The sequence below is a fragment of the Pseudomonas sp. KBN12P06040 genome, assembly GCF_037574965.1.
GTDB classification, from domain to species: Bacteria; Pseudomonadota; Gammaproteobacteria; order Pseudomonadales; family Pseudomonadaceae; genus Pseudomonas; species Pseudomonas aeruginosa.
Map to the genome: position 1 here is coordinate 250,980 of NZ_JBBELS010000001.1, position 19,114 is coordinate 270,093.

The window sequence follows — 19,114 nt, forward strand, 5'->3', positions numbered from 1 at the left end:
TATCGGCTGAATATAGCGATTACCCGCTACCAGGTCTGCAATGGACGGCGGAAACTCGGGGCCTGTCTATCCACTCCGATGGAGATTTCCATGTCCGTATCCTCTGCATCCCTCGCCGGCAAAGTCGCCTTCGTCCAGGGCGGTTCCCGTGGCATCGGCGCCGCCATCGTTCGCCGGCTGGCCGCCGAAGGCGCCAGCGTCGCCTTCACCTACGTCAGCTCGGCGGACAAGTCCCGGGCCCTGGCGGCCGAACTCGAAGGCGCCGGAGCCAGCATCCTGGCCCTGCATGCCGATAGCGCCGACGCGGCCGCGCTCGTCGCCGCCGTCGACGAAGCGGCGGCTCGCTTCGGACGCATCGACATCCTGGTCAACAACGCCGCTGTCCTCGCCCTCGGTTCGGTGGAAGAGCTGCCGCTGGCCGACTTCGAGCGGACCCTGGCGATCAACGTGCGCAGCGTCTTCGTCGCCACCCAGGCGGCGGTCAAGCACATGGGCGACGGCGGGCGGGTGATCAGCATCGGCAGCACCAATGCCGAACGCATGCCGTTCGCCGGCGGCGCCACCTACGCGATGAGCAAGTCGGCGCTGGTCGGCCTGACCAAGGGCCTGGCCCGCGACCTCGGCCCGCGCGGGATCACGGTGAACAACGTGCAGCCGGGTCCGGTGGATACCGACATGAACCCGGACGACGGCGACTTCGCCGAGACCCTCAAGGGCCTGATGGCGCTGCCGCGCTACGCCCGCAGCGAGGAAATCGCCAGCTTCGTCGCCTACCTGGCCGGGCCGGAAGCGGCCTACATCACCGGGGCCAGCCTGACCATCGATGGCGGTTTCTCGGCCTGACCCGGGGCGCCTCGTTCCGCCCGGCGAAGTAGCCCCTCTCCCCGACCTTATGGCCAGACGTTCCCTCCTGAAGGGAGAGGGCGAGGGGAGAGGTTCCGCTTATCGCACCAGGAAAGGCAAAGCCCCCTCTACGACACCGGTCTCGCTGACGTAGCGCTTCCAATGCTCGATCAGCTCCGCCAGCTTGCCCGGCTGGCTGTCAGCGAGGTCGTGGATCTCGCCCGGGTCGCGGGCCAGGTCGTAGAGCTGCCAGGTGGCCGGACCCACCGGGGCCGGCAGGTACACCGCCTTCCAGTCGCCCTGGCGGATCGCACGCATGCCGAACAGCTCCCAGCCGGTCACGGTGTTCTCGTCGTGGGCCGCCTCGGTCTCGCCGGAAAGCCAGCCCAGCCACGACCTGCCGCGCGGTTCGGCGATCTCGCGGCCGCGCCAGCGCTTGCCTGGGTGGCGGACACCGGCGAGGTCGAGGAGGGTCGGGGTGACGTCCATCACCGTGGCGAAGGCATGGCTGATCGCGCCCTGCCGGCTTAGCCGCGGGTAGCGCACCAGCGCTGGCACGCGAATGCCGCCCTGGGTGGTGAACGCCTTGTACAGGCGCGACGGCGCGGTGGCCGCCTGGGCCCAGCGCGGGCCATACCAGACGTAGGAATTGGCGCGGCCGATGTTTTCCAGGCTGTTGTCGTAGTGCCGGTCGAGAAAGCCCAGCAGGTCCGGGCCGAATTTCGGGAACGCCTCCAGCAGGGCGCCTTCGGCGCCGTTGTCGGACATGAACAGGACGAAGGTGTTGTCCAGCTCGCCCTGCCGGCGCAGGTAGTCCACGACCCTGCCGATGTTCCAGTCCATGCGCTCGACCATCGCCGCGTAGACCTCCATCGCCCGCGCCGACTTCGCCCGTTCCTCGTCGTTCAGGGCTTCCCACTCGCGGCTCAGGGCGAGCACCGGATGGGCTTCGACGTCCGCCTCCACCAGGCCCAGCTCCTTGAGCCGGGCCAGGCGTTCCTGGCGCAGCGCCTCTGGGCCGGCGTCATAGCGGCCGCGGTACTTCTCGACGATCTCCTGCGGCGCCTGTAGCGGCCAGTGCGGCGCGGAGAACGGCAGGTAGGCGAAGAACGGCCGGCTCTGGTCGCGCTCCTTGAGGTAGTGCAGCAGCTTGTCGCCGAAGGCATCGGAGGAATAGAAACCCTCCGGCAGCGTGTCGAGGTAGCGCTCGTCTTCCACGTAGAGCGCCGGCGTGCCCTTGAGGATGCGCGGAGTGCTTTCGTCGTAGGGAGGCTCGAAGCCGTAGTGGTTGGCGGCGCCCGGCAGCAGCGAGAAGGAACGCTCGAAACCGCGTGCATGGGGCGTCTGTTCCGGCTTCAGACCGAGGTGCCACTTGCCGGCCATGAGGGTCTGGTAGCCGGCCTCGCGGAGCAGCTCCGGCAGCGCCACCACGCGCTCGTTGAGATGCCCTTCGTAACCCGGCTTGCCTGCCAGTTCCGGGGTCAGCGCCTCGGCCATGGTGCCGATCCCGGCGATGTGGTGGTCGGTGCCGGTGAGCAGCATCGAGCGGGTCGGCGAGCAGGTCGAGGCGGTGTGGAAGTCGGTCAGGCGCAGGCCGGCGATGGCCAGGGCGTCGAGGTTCGGCGTGGCGATCTCGCCGCCGAAGGCGCCGATATCGGAGAAGCCCAGGTCGTCGGCGACGATCACCAGGAAGTTGGGGCGTTTGCTCATGCGCGGGTCTCGTCTGGATGGGAGGAGAGGGTGGGGCCCTCGCCCCCGCCCTTCCCGCAGGGGGAAAGGGCCAGGGCAAGGGGCTTTTCAGCAAGCGAGGAATTCGAAGGGCAGGTTTTCCACCCGTCGCGGCGGTGGCGCGACGTACTCGCCGTCGGCGGTCAGTTCGTGCAGCAGCGCTTCGCGCTGGCGCAGGAAGTCGAAGCCACCGCGCTCGCGCGGGTGCGCCAGGTCCACCTCGACCACCCGCCTGATCCGCCCCGGGCGCGGCTCCATCACCACCACCCGGTCGGCCAGGTAGAGCGCCTCCTCGACGTCGTGGGTGACCAGCAGGGTGGTGATGCGGGTGCGCCGACGGATCGCCAGCAACTCTTCCTGCAACTGCTGGCGGGTCAGTGCGTCGAGGGCGCTGAACGGCTCGTCGAGCAGCAGCAGGCGCGGGCTGGCCACCAGGCCGCGGGCGATCGCCACGCGCTGGGCCATGCCGCCGGACAACTGGTGCGGGTAGGCACGCTCGAAGCCGTGCAGGCCGACCAGGCGGATGTATTCGTCGATCCGCGCCGCCTTGTCGGTTTCGCCAAGGGCTTCGTTGACCAGGCCGAGGGCGACGTTCTGCTGCACCGTCAGCCAGGGGAACAGGCGGTGCTCCTGGAACACGATGCCGCGTTCGCCGCCGATGCCGGCGATTGGCCGGCCGTCGACGCGGATCTCGCCGTCGTAGTCGCGGTCCAGGCCGATCAGCAGGCGCAGCAGGGTCGACTTGCCGCAGCCGCTGGCGCCGACGATGGCGATGAACTCGCCCTCGCCGATCTCCAGGTCGAACTGCTGGATCGCTTCCAGTCGCCGGCCGTCCACGGCGAAGTGCTTGCGCACCTGGCGGAAGCTAACCAGCGGGGTGCCCGTGGCGGGCGCGGTGAATGCGTTCATGCGTGTCTCCAGCGCGTGGCGCGCGCTTCGATGCGTTGGCCGAGGGCATTGAGCAGGGCGCCGGTGAGGCCGACCAGGAGCATGCCGGCGCCGATCAGGTCCATGCGGAACAATTGCTGGGCGCCGATCATCAGGCTGCCGATGCCGCCGTCGGAGGGCATGAAGTACTCGGCGCCGATGGTTCCCAGCCAGGCGTAGATCAGCGCCAGGCGCAGGCCGGCGAACACCGACGGGGCGGCACCCGGCAGGACCAGCCGGAGCAGCCGTCGCCAGGGACCCAGGCGCAGCACCCGGGCCGCCTCGCCGAGGCTCGGCGGCAGGCTGGCGATGCCGCGCTGGGTGGCCAGCAGCAGCGGGAAGAAGGCGGCGATTGCGACGAACGTCAGCTTGGCCGGTTCGCCCAGGCCGAACCAGGCGGTGAGCAGCGGTACCCAGGCGAAGATCGCCACCTGCCGCAGTGCCGCGAAAGTGGGGCCGAAGAAGCGTTCCGCCGGGCGCCACAGGCCGAGCAGCAGGCCGCCGAGGAAACCCAGGCCGCCGCCCAGCAGGAGGCCGCCGAGCGTGCGCTTCAGGCTGTCGAACAGGGCGCCCGGCAGGCTGCCGTCGAGCGCTCCGCTCCAGGTCGCCCGCGCCACTTCCAGAGGGCTGGCGAGGATCGCCGGATCGACCCATTCGGCGCTGCTCGCCGACTGCCACAGGAGCAGCAGCGCCAGCGGCGGCAGCCAGACCTGCAGGCGCTGCCAGCCGCGTCCCGGCGGGCGCCGGCGGAATTCGCCGGTGGCGGCTTGCGGCCAGTGCAGCAGGCGGTGGTCGAGCCACTGGATGGCGCGGTCCATGCTCACCCCGACCAGGCCGATGACGAGGATGCAGACGAACACGATGTCGAGCATGAACAGTTGCCGGCCCTGCACCATCAGGTAGCCGATACCCTCGCTGGAAGCCAGCAACTCGACCGCCAGCAGCGAGGTCCAGCCCTGCGCCAGGGCCAGGCGCAGCCCGGTGAGGAAGGCCGGCAGCGCCGCCGGCAGGATCAGCCGCCAGACCAGCAGGCGTGGCGGCAGGCGCAGCACCGCGGCGGCTTCGCGCAGCTTGGGCTGGGCGTCGCGCACGCCGACCAGGGTATGGATGGTCACCGGCACCACGACCGCTTTCACCAGCACCACCAGCTTGAGCAGTTCGCCGATGCCGAAGAACAGCATGAACAGCGGGATCCAGGCCAGCGTGGGGATCTGCGCGAGGGCGCTGAAGGTGGGGAAGACCAGGCGCTCGGCACGCGGACTGAAGCCCAGCCAGGCGCCTAGCGCGGCGCCGCTGGCGACCCCGGCGAGCAGGCCCCAGGCCAGGCGCCGCAGGCTGATCGCCAATTCGCTCCAGAGTTCGCCGGCGAGCAACTCGCGGGCGCTCTGCCAGACCAGCTCGGGAGTTGGCAGCACCTGGGCCGACATCCAGTGGCGATGGCTGGCGACCCACCACAGCAGCGCCAGCCCGAGCGGCAGCAACCAGGGCAGCAGGCTGTCCCCCAGGCGCCGGGCGAAAGCCGCGGAGGGCGGCGGCGCCAGGCGCGGCAGGGGCCGGCTCCAGGCGGGCGAAAGGGTTTTATCGATATTCTTCATGGGAATATAAATCGCCACATCAATGCGTTTTTTCGCTAAGAAGGGTCATTTAAAGAAAGGCGCCAGGCAGCGGCAAATGCATTTGGAGAATATTTTCCATGCTCTGGCTGCATATGACGCGGAGAGGCCCGTGCGGCCTGTCATACTGCTTATGGTTATAAAAAAATGAATTTTTATTATTTATTTTCGAGGCGCCGCTGTGCATAGCTAGCCGCTCACCCGCTCCCGGCGGGAATCCCTCTCTTCCCGTTCCAAGGAGCCGCCCCATGAAAGCGCTTACGTCTTCCCTGCTCGGTCTGTTCGCCGTGCCTGTCCTCGCCGGCCTGCTCGGTGCCTACGTGCCGCTGGCGAGCGCCGCTCCGCCGAAGGAAATCCGCATCGCGGTGCCGGACGTCAGCGCCGGCAGCTCGCACTCGGGTGGCGGCGTGGTCGACGTGCTCTACACCCGGCAGTTGCTGGAGAAGGAGTTCGCCAACGACGGCATCGCGGTGAAATGGAGCTTCTTCAAGGGCGCCGGTCCGGTGGTCAACGAAGCGTTCGCCAATGGCCAGGTGGACTTCGCCTACCTCGGCGACCTGGCGGCGATCATCGGCAAGTCCGGAGGCCTGGACAGCCGCCTGCTGGCCGCTACCGCGCGAGGGGTCAACCACTATCTCGGCGTGCAGCCGGGCTCCGGGATCAAGACCCTGGAGGATCTCAAGGGCAAGCGCGTAGGCATCTTCCGTGGCACCGCCAGCCAGCTGTCGTTCGACAATGCCCTGGCCAGCGTCGGTCTCAGCGAGAAGGACCTGAAGGTGATCAACCTCGACTTCAGCGCCGCCCTGTCCGCCCTCGCAGCCAGGCAGATCGATGCCACCTGGGGCCTGGCCGGGCTGTTCGCCCTGCGCGACCGCGGGCTCGCGGAAATTCCGCTGAGCACCCGCGACCTGAACGGCGCCGGCACCCTGCAGGCGCTGCTGGTCGGCTCCGGAGCCTTCGTCGATGCCCATCCGGACATCACCGAGCGGCTGCTCAAGGTGCAGTTGCAGGCCCAGGACTGGCTGGCCCGCGAGGAGAACCGCGACGCCTACATCGAACTGGTGTCGAAGCAGGCCAGCTACCCGGTGGTGATCCTGCAGAGCGAGTACCGTGGCCGCAAGCTGGGCGACGCCCTGTCGCCGCGCCTGGACGCCGATTTCCTTGGCCGGCTGGATGCTTCGATCCAGGCGGCCAAGCGTTTCGGCCTGATCCGTCGCGAATTCAGCGCCGAGCAGTGGGCCGCGCCGGAACTGCTGGAAGCGGCCGGCAAGCTGGCGAAGGCCAAGGCCAAGGCCGTGGCGCAAGCGGCGGAGTGACGCCGCGCCGCGGCCCGGGGTGTCACCAGATCGAGCGGGAGTAATCGACGACCAGCCGGGTTTCGTCGATGTCGCCGTCGAGATAGCTCGCGTTGCCCCGGTGCCAGGCCTGCGAGGCGCGCAGCGCCAGGCCGGCGAGGGGGCCCGCCTTGACCCGATAGGCGAAGCCGAGGTCGCTTTCCCGGTGCCGCCCGTCACGCCCGTAGAGTCCGGCGTAGATGCTCTCGGCGGCACTGCTGGCGCTGGCCCCGGCACGGCCGCGGGCATGCAGCGCATGCAGGCTGAGCCCAGGCAGGCCGAGCGCGCCGAGGTCCAGGTCATAGCGTAATTGCCAGGAACGCTCGCCCGGTCCGTTGAAGTCGGAGTAGCCCACCGAGTTGGCCAGTACCATGGACGCGCTGGAGCGCCCGTCGCCGAAGGCCATGTAGTCGAACGGCTGCTCGCCGTGGACACGCTGGTAGGCCAGGGTGATGCGCTGCGGCCCCTGTTCGTAGCCCAGGGCCAGGGAGCTGGCCAGGGTGTCGATGCGGCCGAAGCGGCTCTGGCCGCTGTCGCGGGTGCGGTAGGCGTCGAGGTCGACCCGCAGCGCGCGCTCCCCGCCCAGCGGCTGGCGATGGCTGGCGCCGAAATAGGCCTGCTGCCAGATGTCGTCGAAGCGCGAGGCGTAGAGCGACAGTTGCAGCCGCTCCGTGGCCTGCCATTGACCGCCGAGGAAGCCGACCGCGTCGAGGCGCACCGGATAGGCGCCGAGGCGTCCGTAGACGGTGCTGATGTCGCCACGGACCTTGGATTCGCCGGGGCCGGAGGCGGCGGTGAAGCGCCCGCCCTCGAGCAGCAGCCCGTCGAACGAGCGATCCTCCAGCAGCAGGCCGTAGGCCATGCCGGCCAGCGTGCGGTTGCTGCTGGCGGCGAACACCGGCGCGCTGGTGGTGGTCTGGCCGTACTTCAGGCGGGTTTCGCCGTGGCGTAGCCTGAGGGCGCCGCCGACCTTGCCGTAGCGATGGTCGGGATGGCCGTCGGCGCCGACCGGCAGGTTGCCGGTGCCGGTGCGGCCGCCGCCGCTGTCCAGTTGCAGGCCGAGCATGGCATGGGCGTCGAGGCCGAAGCCGAGGCTGCCCGGCGTGTAGCCGGAGGCGAACTGGAGGCGCAGGCCCTGGGTGGTTTCCTCGCGGTAGCCGTTGCGCTCGCTCCTGGGCTTGAAGCGGTTGCGCCCGGCGTTGTTCGGGCTGTCGCGGTAGTCGCGGTTGAAGTAGTAGGTGCGGGCGAGGAACTGCAGTTCGCTGTCCTCGACGAAGCCCCCATCCCCGGCCGTCGCGGCCGCCCCTTCGGAAAGCGTGCCGGCGACCAGGCCGGCGAATACAGCGCGTCTGAGATTTTGCATTTATTGTTTTCTCCCACCTGAGTGCCAGGTGGGCGCAGTCTCGGAAGTCGCTCCGCAGGCCGCTTGTGTTTCCCTGCCTCGGCTTTTGCCGGGGCCTGCCATTGGCAGGGGCTGGCATGTGCAACGGCAGGCCGGGTCAAGCATTTCGGAAGTCACCGACGGAGAGTGTGGCGTCGGCCGTCATCCGCAACGGCCGTGGGTGGGAGCCTCGGCTCCCGATGCAACCTCGCCTCAGGGAATACGCTTCATGAACAACAAGACCCTATGCCCTTCGCTCTTGCTCTGCCTTTCGCTGCTCGCACCGCTGTCTTGTCTCGGGGAGACCGCCGCCGCGCCCTATCCGCTGGCCCACCCACCGCGCCTGGCCGACTACCTCCCGCCGCCGCCGGCGGCGGACTCGGCTGCGGCCGTCGCCGATCTCGGCGCGGTGCTGGAGGCGCAACGCCTGCGCACGCCGAACAGGTACGCCGGGTACGCGCCCACGACCAGTGGGAGGACAACGTCTTCCCCTTCGCCGGCGACCTGCTGGGCGCGTCGTTCGACAAGGAACGCCTGCCGCTGACCCGGAGCTTCTTCAACCGCGCCCAGGAAAACCTGGTCGAGGTGCTGATGCCGGCGAAGAAGCACTTCGCCCGCCCGCGTCCCTACGAAGTGACACCGAAGGTGAAGCCGGTGCTGCCGCCGCCGGAGGGGGAGTCCTATCCCAGCGGCCACACCATGGACAGCTACTTCAAGGCCTCGCTGCTGAGCATGCTGGTGCCGGAGCATCACGATGCGTTCTTCGCCCGCGCCGAGGAGCATGCGCAGAGCCGGGTGCTGGCCGGCGTGCACTTCCCCAGCGACCTGGAAGGCGGGCAGACCGCCGCCGCGGCGCTGGTGGCGAGCCTGCTGGCCGATCCGGCGGTGGGCGCCGACTTCGCCGCGGTGCGCGAGGAGCTGCGCGGCGCGCTGGGGTTGCCGAAACTCCAGTAGAGGAAGGGAAACCGCGCGGCGGCTCAGGCCGCCGCGTGTTGCGCCTGGTCCAGTTCCACCAGCGTCTCGATCATCGCCTTGGCCGCTGCCGAAAGCCGGTAGCCGCTGCGGCTGATGATGCCGCAGCGGGCGCTGAGGCTATCCAGGTTCTGCGGCAGGTTGCGCCACTGTAGCGGTTGCAGTTCGCCGCGCTGCAGGTAGGGGCGCAGGGTCTCGTCGCTGGCGATGCCGATGGCGTCGGTCTGGCGGACGATGCGGATCAGCGCGTGCATGTTCTCGCAGCGGATGTTGGCGGCGAAGTCGATCTTGCCGCTGAGGTTCGCCAGCAGCTTGCGGATGCCCGGGGGAATCAGGGTCGAGGCCAGCGGGTAGTTGAACAGGTCGTTGGTGGACAGGCTGTCCTTGCCCAGCAGCGGATGTTGCGGACGGCAGAAGAACTGGCCGCGGCGCGGGGTCAGCGGGCGCGTCTGGAAGTTCGGGTCGGCCTCGAAGTCGCGGATGTCGGCGACGAAGAATTCGATCTCTTCGCGGAGCAGGGAGCGGCTGAGCTTTTCCCAGTTGTCCACGTCCAGGCTGATCTGCACCCGCGGGTGGCGGTTGATGAAGTCGGCCACCGCGTCCGGCACCAGTTGCTGGGCCGGCGCCGGCCCGCTGCCGAAGCGCAGCTCGCCGGCATCCAGCTTGTTCAACTGGGCGATCTCGTGGATCAGGTTGGCCGACCCCTGCACCAGGCTCAGCGCGTGTTGCAGCACCACCTGGCCTTCCGGCGTCGGGCGCAGGTCCTTGCTGCCACGGTCCACCAACTGGCAGCCAAGCTCCTGCTCCAGGCCCTGGATGCTGCGGCTGAAGGCCGGCTGGGTGATGCCCATGGCGTCCGCCGCGCGGACGAAACTGCGGTGTTCGGCGAGGGCGATGAAGTAACGCAGTTGGCGCAGATCCATGATGCTTTACCGGCATTGGAAATATTGGACAAAGGCATTTGCCGTTCGGGATGTGCTGGTTTTAAATGCAAGCTCTTATTCCGTCAACAAAGAACAAATTAGAAAAATATGCGATTTAGTAATAAGCATAGATAGACCCCAGGAGCTGAACATGGTCCACCGTGCCTTTGCCGCGCCACCTCCGCCGTTCCGAATGCCCTTCCGCGTCGCCGGCGGCTGTCGTCCCTGACAGTCGCCCGGGGCTGAGCCGTCCGCCGGCCCCCCTTCGAACCTTTCGCCAGATCGCTGCCTTGCGCGGCATGGCCGCCTGCTGCCTGCGTCCGGCTGTGCCGGAACCGAGGACATTCACGATGAAGTATCACTACCGCTTGCCGCTCCGCCGAACGCCGCCCGGCGGCTCCGACTACGCCCTGGCCCTGCTGCTCGCCCTCGGCGGTGCGTTGCCGGCCAGTGCCGCCGATGCTCCCGCGCCCGCCGAGGAGGCGCCGCCGCTGGCCGGCAGCGCACCGGCCAAGGCCGATACGGCCCTGGGCAAGGTTACCGTCACCGCGCGTCGCCGCGAGGAGGATTCGCAGAAGGTACCGACGCCGATCACCGTGCTCGGTGGCGAGACTCTCGAGGCCCAGCGCATCTCCCGGGTGCAGGACCTGCAGCAGGTGCTGCCCAGCGTCAATGTCGCCTACATCCATGCGCGGCAGTCGAGCGTCGCCGTGCGCGGCATCGGCAACAACCCCGCCAGCGACGGCCTGGAAGGCAGCGCCGGGATCTACCTCGACAACGTCTACCTGGGACGTCCGGGAATGGCCGTGTTCGACCTGCTGGACATCGAGCAACTGGAGCTGCTGCGCGGTCCGCAGGGCACTCTGTTCGGCAAGAACACCACCGCCGGGGTGCTGAACATCAGCACCCGCGCGCCGACCTTCACTACCGAGCGCACCGTCGAGGTCTCCGGCGGGCAGGACGGCTACTTCCAGGGCCGCGGCACGGTTTCCGGGCCGCTCGGCGAAACCCTCGCCGGACGCCTCTCGGCCTATCGCACCCGCGACGACGGCTACATCAAGAACATCCACGACGACAACTATCTCAACGGCGGCGAGCGCCAGGGCGCGCGCGGGCAATTGCTGTTCGAGCCGAACGAGGACTTCAGCCTGCGCTGGATCGCCGACTACAACGAGGAGGATTCGAGCAACGGCAGCATGGTGGTCTACGGCGCCGCCGAGCGTTTCTGGCAGCGCGACGCGCTGGTCGGCGCTTCGCCGTTGCGCGATCCGCAGCGCAGGAAGGTCAACATCAACGGCCGCCAGCACGTCAGCGTGCACCAGGGCGGCAGCTCGCTGGAGGCCAACTGGAACCTCGCCGGCGGCTACCGCCTGACCTCCATCAGCGCCTACCGCTACTGGCACTTCACCCCGGCCAACGACGAGCAACTGAACGTCTCGGCGATCAACGACACCGGGGTGGAAGTGCACGACCGGCAGTTCTCCCAGGAGATCCGCCTGGCCTCGCCCACCGGCGGTGCCTTCGACTACGTGGTGGGCGCCTACGCGTTCAGGCAGAACCTCGGCAACAAGACCTTCACCTCCTACGGACCGCTGGCCGACCTGTACCTGCTCGGCGCCAATCTCGGCGCGCTGAACGACACCTACTCGAAGGCCAACGGCAAGATCGAGACCGACAGCTTCGCGCTGTTCGCCCAGGGCACCTGGCACCTCAGCGAACGCCTGGACTTCACCGCCGGCCTGCGCGGTACCTACGAGGAGAAGAACGCCAAGGTCGAGCGCTTCGCTCCGCTGGGCGGCGCGGCGGTCGGCGGGGTCGGCGCGGCGGTGCGCAACGGCCAGCTCGGCGCCTACGATTCCGGCGATCTCAGCCAGTACAACTTCGCCCCTTCGGCGTTGCTCAGCCTCAGCTACCAGTTCAGCGACGACCTGCTCGGCTACGCCAGCCTGTCCCACGGCGAGAAGTCCGGCGGGGTCAACCTGGCGGTGGGCAGCGCGCCGAGCGCCGGCGCCGATTCGCTGCTGGTCGGACCGGAGCGCGCCAACGACGCCGAGCTGGGCCTGAAGAGCACGCTCTTCGACCGGCGCCTGCTGCTCAACGCCAACCTGTTCTGGACCGGCATCCACGGCTACCAGGCCACCACCCTGTACCAGGCGCCGGGCTCGACGCAGTTGGTGCAGGTGCTGGCCAACGCCGGCAGCGTGCGCTCGCGCGGCCTGGAGTTCGAGGCCACCGCGCTGCCGTTGCGCGGCCTGACCCTGAACTTCAACGGCTCCTACAACGACGTCACCTACCTGTCGTTCAAGGATGCCCCGTGCCCTGCGGAAGTCAGCACCCGGCCCGGCGCGCCGAGCAGTTGCGACCTCAGCGGGCAGCGCGTGGTCGGCGCCTCGAAATGGATCGCCAACCTCAATGGCGAATACCAGTGGCGCCTCGACGACCGCTTCCAACCCTACGTCAGCGCCAGCTACGCCTACCGCTCCGCCGCCGAGGGCACGCTGGACAACTCCGACCTTTCGAAGATCGACGGCTACGCCCTGGTGAACCTCGCCGCCGGCCTGCGCAGCGATCTCGGCGACGGCCAGCTGGACACCTCGGTATGGCTGAAGAACGCCTTCGACAAGGACTACTACCTGAGCGCCTTCGCCAGCATCAACGGCTCCTACACCGCATCGGTGGGGCAGCCGCGCACGCTCGGCGTATCGCTGCGCTACGACTTCTGAGCCTTCACCCACGCAGTACCCCACGCATGAGGAACATGACATGAGCAATGCAGCACAAGCCCTCGCCACGCCGGTACGGCTCGACATCCAGCCGGTCGCCGGACGGATCGGCGCGGAGATTCGCGGCGTGACCCTGTCCGGCGAACTGGACGCCGCCACCGTCGAGGCGATCCAGGCCGCCCTGGTACGCCACAAGGTGATCTTCTTCCGGGACCAGAGCCATCTCGACGACCAGACCCAGGAGGCCTTCGCCCACTTGCTCGGCGAACCGGTCGCCCACCCCACCGTGCCGTCCCGCGAAGGCACCCGCTTCCTTCTCGAGCTGGATGGCGCCGAAGGCCGCCGGGCCAATTCCTGGCATACCGACGTGACCTTCGTCGAGGCCTACCCGAAGGCCTCGATTCTGCGCAGCGTGGTGGCCCCGGAGTCCGGCGGCGACACCGTCTGGGCCAACACGGCGAGCGCCTACGCCGACCTGCCGGCGGAGCTGCGCGAGCTGGCCGACCGGCTTTGGGCGGTGCACAGCAACGAGTACGACTACGCCGGGGTCAAGCCCAGCGCCTCGCTGGAGCAGTTGGAGAACTACCGCAAGGTGTTCACCTCGACCGTCTACGAGACCGAGCACCCGGTGGTCCGCGTGCATCCGCAAAGCGGCGAGCGGACGCTGCTCCTTGGCCACTTCGTGAAACGCCTGAAGGGTCTTTCGCAGCATGACTCGGCGCACCTCTTCGCGGTGCTGCAGGGGCACGTCACGCGCCTGGAGAACACCGTGCGCTGGCGCTGGGAGGCCGGCGACGTGGCGATCTGGGACAACCGCGCGACCCAGCACTACGCGATCGACGACTACGGCGACCAGCCGCGCGTAGTGCGCCGGGTGACCCTTGGCGGCGACGTGCCGGTAGGCATCGACGGGCAACGCAGCCGGACGATCCGGAAGGCATGACGGACCCGGCCCTCTCCTCGCCGGGGAGGGCGACCACAGGCAGAACGAACCCGCGAGGACCCCTTACATGAGCCAATCCGCCACCGCCCGGCAACCCGAACCCGAGGTCGCCGAGGCATTCCGCATCACCCCCCTGGAGGCGCCGCTGGGCGCCGAAGTCCGTGGCCTCGATGCGCGCCGGCCGCTGGCGCCGGAGCAGGTCCTGGCGCTCAAGCAGGCGCTGCGCGAGCACCACATCCTGGTGTTCCGCCAGCAGCACCTCGACGATGAGCAGTACTTGCGCTTCGCCACCCTGTTCGGCTCGGTGTTCCAGCCGCCGGCGGACATCCCGGTGCTGTCCTCGGGTGGCGACGGCAAGGTGCCGGAGATCGTCAAGGTGGCTAACACCGGCGACGGCGAACTGGGCAACTTCGCCCTGCCGGCACACATCGACCACCAATGGACGCCGGTGCCGTCCTCCGGCTCGTTGCTCTACGCGCTGGAGGTGCCGTCCAGTGGCGGCGAGACGCGCTTCACCAACCTGGCGCGCGCCTACGAGAGCCTCGACGAGGCGACCCGGCGCGAGATCGATGGCCTGCGCCTGATCAACTACAACCCCTTCATCCGCCTGCGCGAGGGCGGCTACGGCGGCGGTTTCGCCACCTACCGCACGCCGGACATCGAACCGATCCAGGGCAGCGAGCACCCGCTGGTACGCACCCACCCGGAAAGCGGCCGGCGCGTACTGTTCCTCAGCGCCCACACCGAGGTGGAGATTCCCGGCTACGACCCCGCGCGGGGCCAGGCGCTGATCGGTCGCCTGCGCGAACATCTGGCGCGCCCGGAACTGAGCTACAGCCACGCCTGGTCGGTGGGCGACATCGTCTGGTGGGACAACCAGGCCGTGCTGCATGCGCGCAACGCCTTCCCGGCCAGCGAGCGGCGGCGCCTGAAGCGCATCAGCCTGGCGGGCAGCCGTCCGTTCTGAACCGGCGTCCCCCAGCGTGCGCCGGCTCCTCCGTTGCCCACCGGCGTAGGTCGCTGCGCACCGCTCTGGCGAGCCCCTTCCGTTCCGGCGAATAGCTAGCAGAACTGCGACATGCTGTCGCAGTTCTGCCATTTCTCCGCGTCTATCCTGCCCATAGGGCAATTCGCCTTTGGTCTAACGAGCTGGCCTGCAGCGCCCATGGAAAGGCGATCCTGACTTTGTAGTCAAAGTTTTGCTTTGCTACTTTGGCCAGGCATCAGGGATTGCTGATACAGCGTATTAAAAACATTAATTACCCCGGCATTCCGCGGCGCTGGCAGGATATTTTCCCGTCGAAGCCGTAGCGGCTTGACCTGATAGCCGGTCATTCACGGCAGGGATGTCATATTCTCGCGCGGGCTTCCCCGGATAGGCTGCACGCCAGTCAGGACGCGCCCGGCGGCGATGGGCGGGAATTGTTGGTCGGTTTATGACTTGTAGTTTCTCTGTCGTATGCCTTCAGAACTTGTTGAAGGCTTTTCGGCTCGATTGCACAATGCCGCGCCAAGGTTCGTTCGCGAATCGCGGTATGTGAGCTAGACCTCCGCAGCCGGTGCGCCATCCGCAGTGCCCCGGACTACTCGACAATCACGCAGGAGATTCGTGAGTGCAGATCGGTGTCCCCCTCGAGACCCATGCCGGTGAGACGCGGGTTTCCGCCACCCCGGAAACCGTCAAGAAGCTGATCGGCCAAGGCCACCAGGTGATCGTCCAGAGCGGCGCCGGCGTCAACGCCAGCCAGCCGGACAGTGCCTATGAAGCCGCCGGCGCGACGATCGGCAGCGCCGCCGAGGCCTTCGGCGCCGACCTGGTGCTGAAGGTGGTCGCGCCCAGCGCCGCCGAGCTGGCCCAGATGAAAAGCGGCGCCGTGCTGGTCGGCATGCTCAACCCCTTCGACAACGAGAACATCGCCCGCATGGCCGAGCGCGGCATCACCGCCTTCGCCCTCGAGGCCGCGCCGCGTACCTCGCGGGCGCAGAGCCTGGACGTGCTCTCCTCGCAGGCCAACATCGCCGGCTACAAGGCGGTGATGCTCGCCGCCAACCACTATCCGCGCTTCATGCCGATGCTGATGACCGCCGCCGGCACCGTGAAGGCCGCCCGCGTGCTGATCCTCGGCGCCGGCGTCGCCGGCCTGCAGGCGATCGCCACGGCCAAGCGCCTGGGTGCGGTGATCGAGGCTTCCGACGTGCGTCCGGCGGTGAAGGAGCAGATCGAGTCGCTCGGCGCCAAGTTCGTCGACGTGCCCTACGAGACCGACGAAGAGCGCGAGTGCGCCGAAGGCGTCGGCGGCTATGCGCGGCCGATGCCGGCCTCGTGGATGGAGCGCCAGGCCAAGGCCGTGCACGAGCGCGCCAAGCAGTCGGACATCGTCATCACTACCGCGCTGATCCCCGGCCGCAAGGCGCCGACGCTGCTGCACGAGGCGACCGTGGCGGAGATGAAGCCGGGCTCGGTGGTCATCGACCTGGCCGCCGCCCAGGGCGGCAACTGCCCGCTGACCGAGGCCGACCAGGTCGTGGTCCGGCACGGCGTGACCATCGTCGGCCACAGCAACCTGGCCGCGCTGGTACCGGCGGACGCCTCGGCGCTATACGCGCGCAACATCCTCGACTTCCTCAAGCTCACCCTGAACGCCGAAGGCTTCAGCGTGAACCTCGAGGACGACATCGTCGCCGCCTGCCTGATGTGCCGCGACGGCCAGGCGGTGCGCAAGAACGGCTGAGCCGCTGCGTCGGGAAGCTTCGATAACGATAAATGCGCACGCCTCGCGCCTGCGCCCTGAAGACCGGTGAAAACGATGGATATCATTTCTGACGGGATCTACAACCTGATCATCTTCGTGCTGGCCGTGTACGTCGGCTACCACGTGGTATGGAACGTCACCCCTGCCTTGCACACCCCGCTGATGGCGGTGACCAACGCGATTTCCGCGATCGTCATCGTCGGCGCCATGCTCGCCGCCGCCCTGACCGTGACCCCGCTGGGCAAGGCCATGGGCACCCTCGCCGTGGCCCTGGCCGCGGTCAATGTGTTCGGTGGCTTCCTGGTCACCCGGCGCATGCTGGAAATGTTCAAGAAGAAAGCGCCGAAGGCGGGGGGCCACTGATGAGCATGAACCTGGTCACCCTCCTGTACCTCATCGCCTCGGTCTGCTTCATCCAGGCCCTGAAAGGCCTGTCGCACCCGACCACCTCGCGCCGCGGCAACCTCTTCGGCATGGTCGGCATGGCCATCGCCGTGGCCACCACCGTCGGCCTGGTGTTCAAGCTGGGCGCGGAGATCGCCACCACCGGCGTCGGCTACATCGTCGTCGGCCTGCTGGTCGGCGGCACCGCCGGCTCGATCATGGCCAAGCGCGTCGAGATGACCAAGATGCCCGAGCTGGTCGCCTTCATGCACAGCATGATCGGCCTGGCCGCGGTGTTCATCGCCATCGCCGCGGTGGTCGAGCCGCAGTCGCTGGGGATCGTCGCGCACCTGGGCGACACCATTCCCACCGGCAACCGCCTGGAGCTGTTCCTCGGCGCGGCCATCGGCGCCATCACCTTCTCCGGTTCGGTGATCGCCTTCGGCAAGCTCTCCGGCAAGTACAAGTTCCGCCTGTTCCAGGGCACCCCGGTGCAGTTCTCCGGGCAGCACCTGCTGAACCTGGTGCTCGGCCTGGCGACCCTCGGCCTGGGCCTGGTGTTCATGTTCACCGGCAACCTCACCGCCTTCGCCGTGATGCTGGCGCTGGCCTTCGTCCTCGGCGTGCTGATCATCATCCCCATCGGCGGCGCCGACATGCCGGTGGTGGTGTCGATGCTCAACTCCTATTCCGGCTGGGCCGCGGCGGGGATCGGCTTCTCGCTGAACAACTCGATGCTGATCATCGCCGGCTCGCTGGTCGGCTCCTCGGGTGCGATCCTCTCCTACATCATGTGCAAGGCGATGAACCGCTCGTTCTTCAACGTCATCCTCGGCGGCTTCGGCGCCGAAGCCGACGCCGGCGGCCCGGCGGGCTCCAAGGAGCAGCGTCCGGTGAAGTCCGGTTCGGCCGACGATGCCTCGTTCCTGCTGACCAACGCCGACAGCGTGATCATCGTCCCCGGCTACGGCCTGGCGGTGGCCCGCGCCCAGCACGCGCTGATGGAACTGGCGGAGAAGCTGACCCACCGCGGGGTCACCGTGAAGTTCGCCATCCACCCGGTCGCCGGGCGCATGCCGGGGCACATGAACGTGCTGCTGGCCGAGGCCGAGGTGCCCTACGAGCAGGTGTTCGAGATGGAGGACATCAACTCCGAGTTCGGCCAGACCGACGTGGTCCTGGTGCTCGGCGCCAACGACGTGGTCAACCCGGCGGCGAAGAACGATCCGAAGTCGCCCATCGCCGGCATGCCGATCCTCGAGGCCTACAAGGCCAAGACCGTGATCGTCAACAAGCGCTCCATGGCCAGCGGCTACGCCGGCCTGGACAACGAGCTGTTCTACCTGGACAAGACCATGATGGTGTTCGGCGACGCCAAGAAGGTCATCGAAGACATGGTCAAGGCGGTGGAGTGATTCCCCGCTGAATCCACCAGAACCCCGGCCCAGGCCGGGGTTTTTCGTTTTCGCGGGTTGCCCGCGCAGCGTTCTCCGCCGCTTCCAACGGCGAAAACACCAGCCTTTCAGGAATATTTTTCATGCCCGCAAGGCATGGATTTTTCGTCGGATCGCTGTAGCCCGCCAACCACGCGGCCTGTGGCGACATGGGCGAAACCCATAGCTCCAGAAGTTATTTCCATAACAAAAATAATTACTTCAGGCGCTAAGCCTCCTTGCCAATCATGCAACTCCCTGCGCCGCTAGGACTCCAGCACGGACCTGAGCGGCCATCGAGTTCGTCAGTGCAAGGAGCTTTTCCATGGCAACCCCCCAGCCCGTCGATGCCCGCACGCAGCCCTGGCGCGAGACGCCCGGCGGCGACCTGGTGGCGCTCGGTCGGCCGGTTCGCCAGGCGTTGCACCTGGTTCGCCACAACCCGACACAGGGTCGGGTGCTCAGCCGGCGCGAGACGATCCTGCTGGTCCTGTTCGCCCTGACCCTGCACGGAGCGGTGATCCATTGGCTGAGCCAGCAGAGAACCCCGGCGCTGCCCGAGGTGCCGCCACAGGTGCCGCCGATGACCATCGAGTTCACCGCCCCGGCGCCGCCGGTGGTGGAACCGCCGCCGCCCGAGCCGTTGCCGCCAGTGGTCGAGGAACCGCCACCGCCGGTGGTCGACGAGAACGCGGTGAAGCCGCCGCCGCCGAAGCCGGTGCCCAAGCCGAAACCCAAGCCCAAGCCGCAACCCCGGCCGAAGCCGGCGCCGAAGGCCGTCGAGCCGGCTCCGCCCGCGCCGCCGCAACCCGCCGCGCCACCCGCCCCGCCGGTGCCGGTCGCTGCTCCGGCGCCGTTGACGCCGCCGTCGGCGAACGCCGGCTACCTGCACAACCCGGCGCCGGAATACCCCGCCCTGGCCATGCGCCGCGGCTGGGAGGGCACCGTGCTGTTGCGGGTGCATGTCCTCGCCAGCGGCAGTCCGAGCGAGATCCAGGTGCAGAAGTCGAGCGGACGAGAAGCCCTCGACCAGGCCGCGGTGAAAGCGGTCAAGCGCTGGTCCTTCGTTCCCGCCAAGCGCGGCGACAAGGCCGAGGACGGCTGGGTCAGCGTACCGATCGATTTCAAGTTGAACTGAATCTGCAGCGTCACGAGGA

The 19,114-nt window shown here is 68.1% G+C and carries 14 protein-coding genes and 1 pseudogene; 10 read left to right on the plus strand and 5 right to left on the minus strand.

The genetic code is table 11. From position 1 onward, the window contains the following. Window positions 1-90 precede the first annotated feature (90 nt). Window positions 91-843 (plus strand): 3-oxoacyl-ACP reductase family protein, encoded by a 753-nt coding sequence (locus VQ067_RS01150; protein WP_003083953.1) that lies wholly within the window; start codon window positions 91-93, stop codon window positions 841-843. 99 nt (window positions 844-942) lie between these two features. On the opposite strand, the gene atsA is transcribed toward VQ067_RS01150, so the two are convergent. The 3 genes from atsA to VQ067_RS01165 all read right to left on the minus strand — a co-directional run bounded on the left by atsA (window position 943) and on the right by VQ067_RS01165 (window position 5,093). Continuing rightward, window positions 943-2,553, minus strand: a complete 1,611-nt coding sequence (gene atsA, locus VQ067_RS01155) for an arylsulfatase AtsA (RefSeq protein WP_033990148.1) — start codon at window positions 2,551-2,553, stop codon at window positions 943-945. Window positions 2,554-2,640: 87 nt separating this feature from the next. Continuing rightward, window positions 2,641-3,480: an ABC transporter ATP-binding protein gene (locus VQ067_RS01160; RefSeq protein WP_003137062.1), complete on the minus strand. Its 840-nt coding sequence runs from the start codon at window positions 3,478-3,480 to the stop codon at window positions 2,641-2,643. After that, window positions 3,477-5,093 carry an ABC transporter permease gene (locus tag VQ067_RS01165; protein WP_073665879.1) on the minus strand — a complete coding sequence of 539 codons (1,617 nt, stop codon included), beginning with the start codon at window positions 5,091-5,093 and terminating at the stop codon, window positions 3,477-3,479. The genes VQ067_RS01160 and VQ067_RS01165 overlap by 4 nt, the downstream gene beginning before the upstream one ends. A 266-nt stretch (window positions 5,094-5,359) precedes the next feature. Here VQ067_RS01165 and VQ067_RS01170 point away from each other — a divergent pair, with 266 nt between their 5' ends. Beyond that, window positions 5,360-6,427 carry an ABC transporter substrate-binding protein gene (locus VQ067_RS01170; protein WP_019485360.1) on the plus strand — a complete coding sequence of 356 codons (1,068 nt, stop codon included), beginning with the start codon at window positions 5,360-5,362 and terminating at the stop codon, window positions 6,425-6,427. A 22-nt stretch (window positions 6,428-6,449) separates the two neighbouring features. Here the strand turns inward: VQ067_RS01170 and VQ067_RS01175 are convergent, their stop codons facing one another. Then, entirely contained in the window at window positions 6,450-7,808 is a 1,359-nt protein-coding gene (locus VQ067_RS01175) for an OprD family porin (protein WP_003083961.1), read from the minus strand. A 247-nt stretch (window positions 7,809-8,055) separates the two neighbouring features. On the opposite strand from VQ067_RS01175, the pseudogene VQ067_RS01180 reads away from it, so the two are divergent. Next, window positions 8,056-8,780, plus strand: a pseudogene (locus VQ067_RS01180) (acid phosphatase). 23 nt (window positions 8,781-8,803) lie between these two features. Here VQ067_RS01180 and VQ067_RS01185 read toward each other — a convergent pair. Beyond that, on the minus strand, window positions 8,804-9,721 hold the full coding sequence (locus tag VQ067_RS01185) for a LysR family transcriptional regulator (RefSeq protein WP_003117232.1): 918 nt from the start codon (window positions 9,719-9,721) through the stop codon (window positions 8,804-8,806). Window positions 9,722-10,071: 350 nt separating this feature from the next. Between VQ067_RS01185 and VQ067_RS01190 the strand changes: the two genes are divergently transcribed. The 7 genes from VQ067_RS01190 to VQ067_RS01220 all read left to right on the plus strand — a co-directional run bounded on the left by VQ067_RS01190 (window position 10,072) and on the right by VQ067_RS01220 (window position 19,095). Further along, on the plus strand, window positions 10,072-12,444 hold the full coding sequence (locus tag VQ067_RS01190; RefSeq protein WP_340080801.1) for a TonB-dependent receptor: 2,373 nt from the start codon (window positions 10,072-10,074) through the stop codon (window positions 12,442-12,444). Window positions 12,445-12,484: 40 nt separating this feature from the next. Beyond that, window positions 12,485-13,387, plus strand: a complete 903-nt coding sequence (locus VQ067_RS01195) for a TauD/TfdA dioxygenase family protein (protein ID WP_033990146.1) — start codon at window positions 12,485-12,487, stop codon at window positions 13,385-13,387. 67 nt (window positions 13,388-13,454) lie between these two features. Then, the gene (locus VQ067_RS01200; protein WP_003137071.1) at window positions 13,455-14,354 is read left to right on the plus strand and encodes a TauD/TfdA dioxygenase family protein; all 900 of its coding nucleotides are present in this window, start codon (window positions 13,455-13,457) and stop codon (window positions 14,352-14,354) included. A 646-nt stretch (window positions 14,355-15,000) separates the two neighbouring features. Continuing rightward, complete coding sequence (locus tag VQ067_RS01205; RefSeq protein ID WP_003083972.1) at window positions 15,001-16,119, plus strand: Re/Si-specific NAD(P)(+) transhydrogenase subunit alpha; 1,119 nt, start codon at window positions 15,001-15,003, stop codon at window positions 16,117-16,119. A gap of 75 nt (window positions 16,120-16,194) precedes the next feature. Continuing rightward, window positions 16,195-16,503 carry an NAD(P) transhydrogenase subunit alpha gene (locus VQ067_RS01210; protein WP_003083974.1) on the plus strand — a complete coding sequence of 103 codons (309 nt, stop codon included), beginning with the start codon at window positions 16,195-16,197 and terminating at the stop codon, window positions 16,501-16,503. Next, window positions 16,503-17,939, plus strand: coding sequence for an NAD(P)(+) transhydrogenase (Re/Si-specific) subunit beta (locus tag VQ067_RS01215; protein ID WP_003083975.1), 1,437 nt, complete (start codon window positions 16,503-16,505; stop codon window positions 17,937-17,939). Before VQ067_RS01210 ends, VQ067_RS01215 begins: the two co-directional genes overlap by 1 nt. Before the next feature lie 343 nt (window positions 17,940-18,282). Next, window positions 18,283-19,095 carry an energy transducer TonB gene (locus tag VQ067_RS01220; RefSeq protein WP_033990144.1) on the plus strand — a complete coding sequence of 271 codons (813 nt, stop codon included), beginning with the start codon at window positions 18,283-18,285 and terminating at the stop codon, window positions 19,093-19,095. Window positions 19,096-19,114 lie beyond the last annotated feature (19 nt).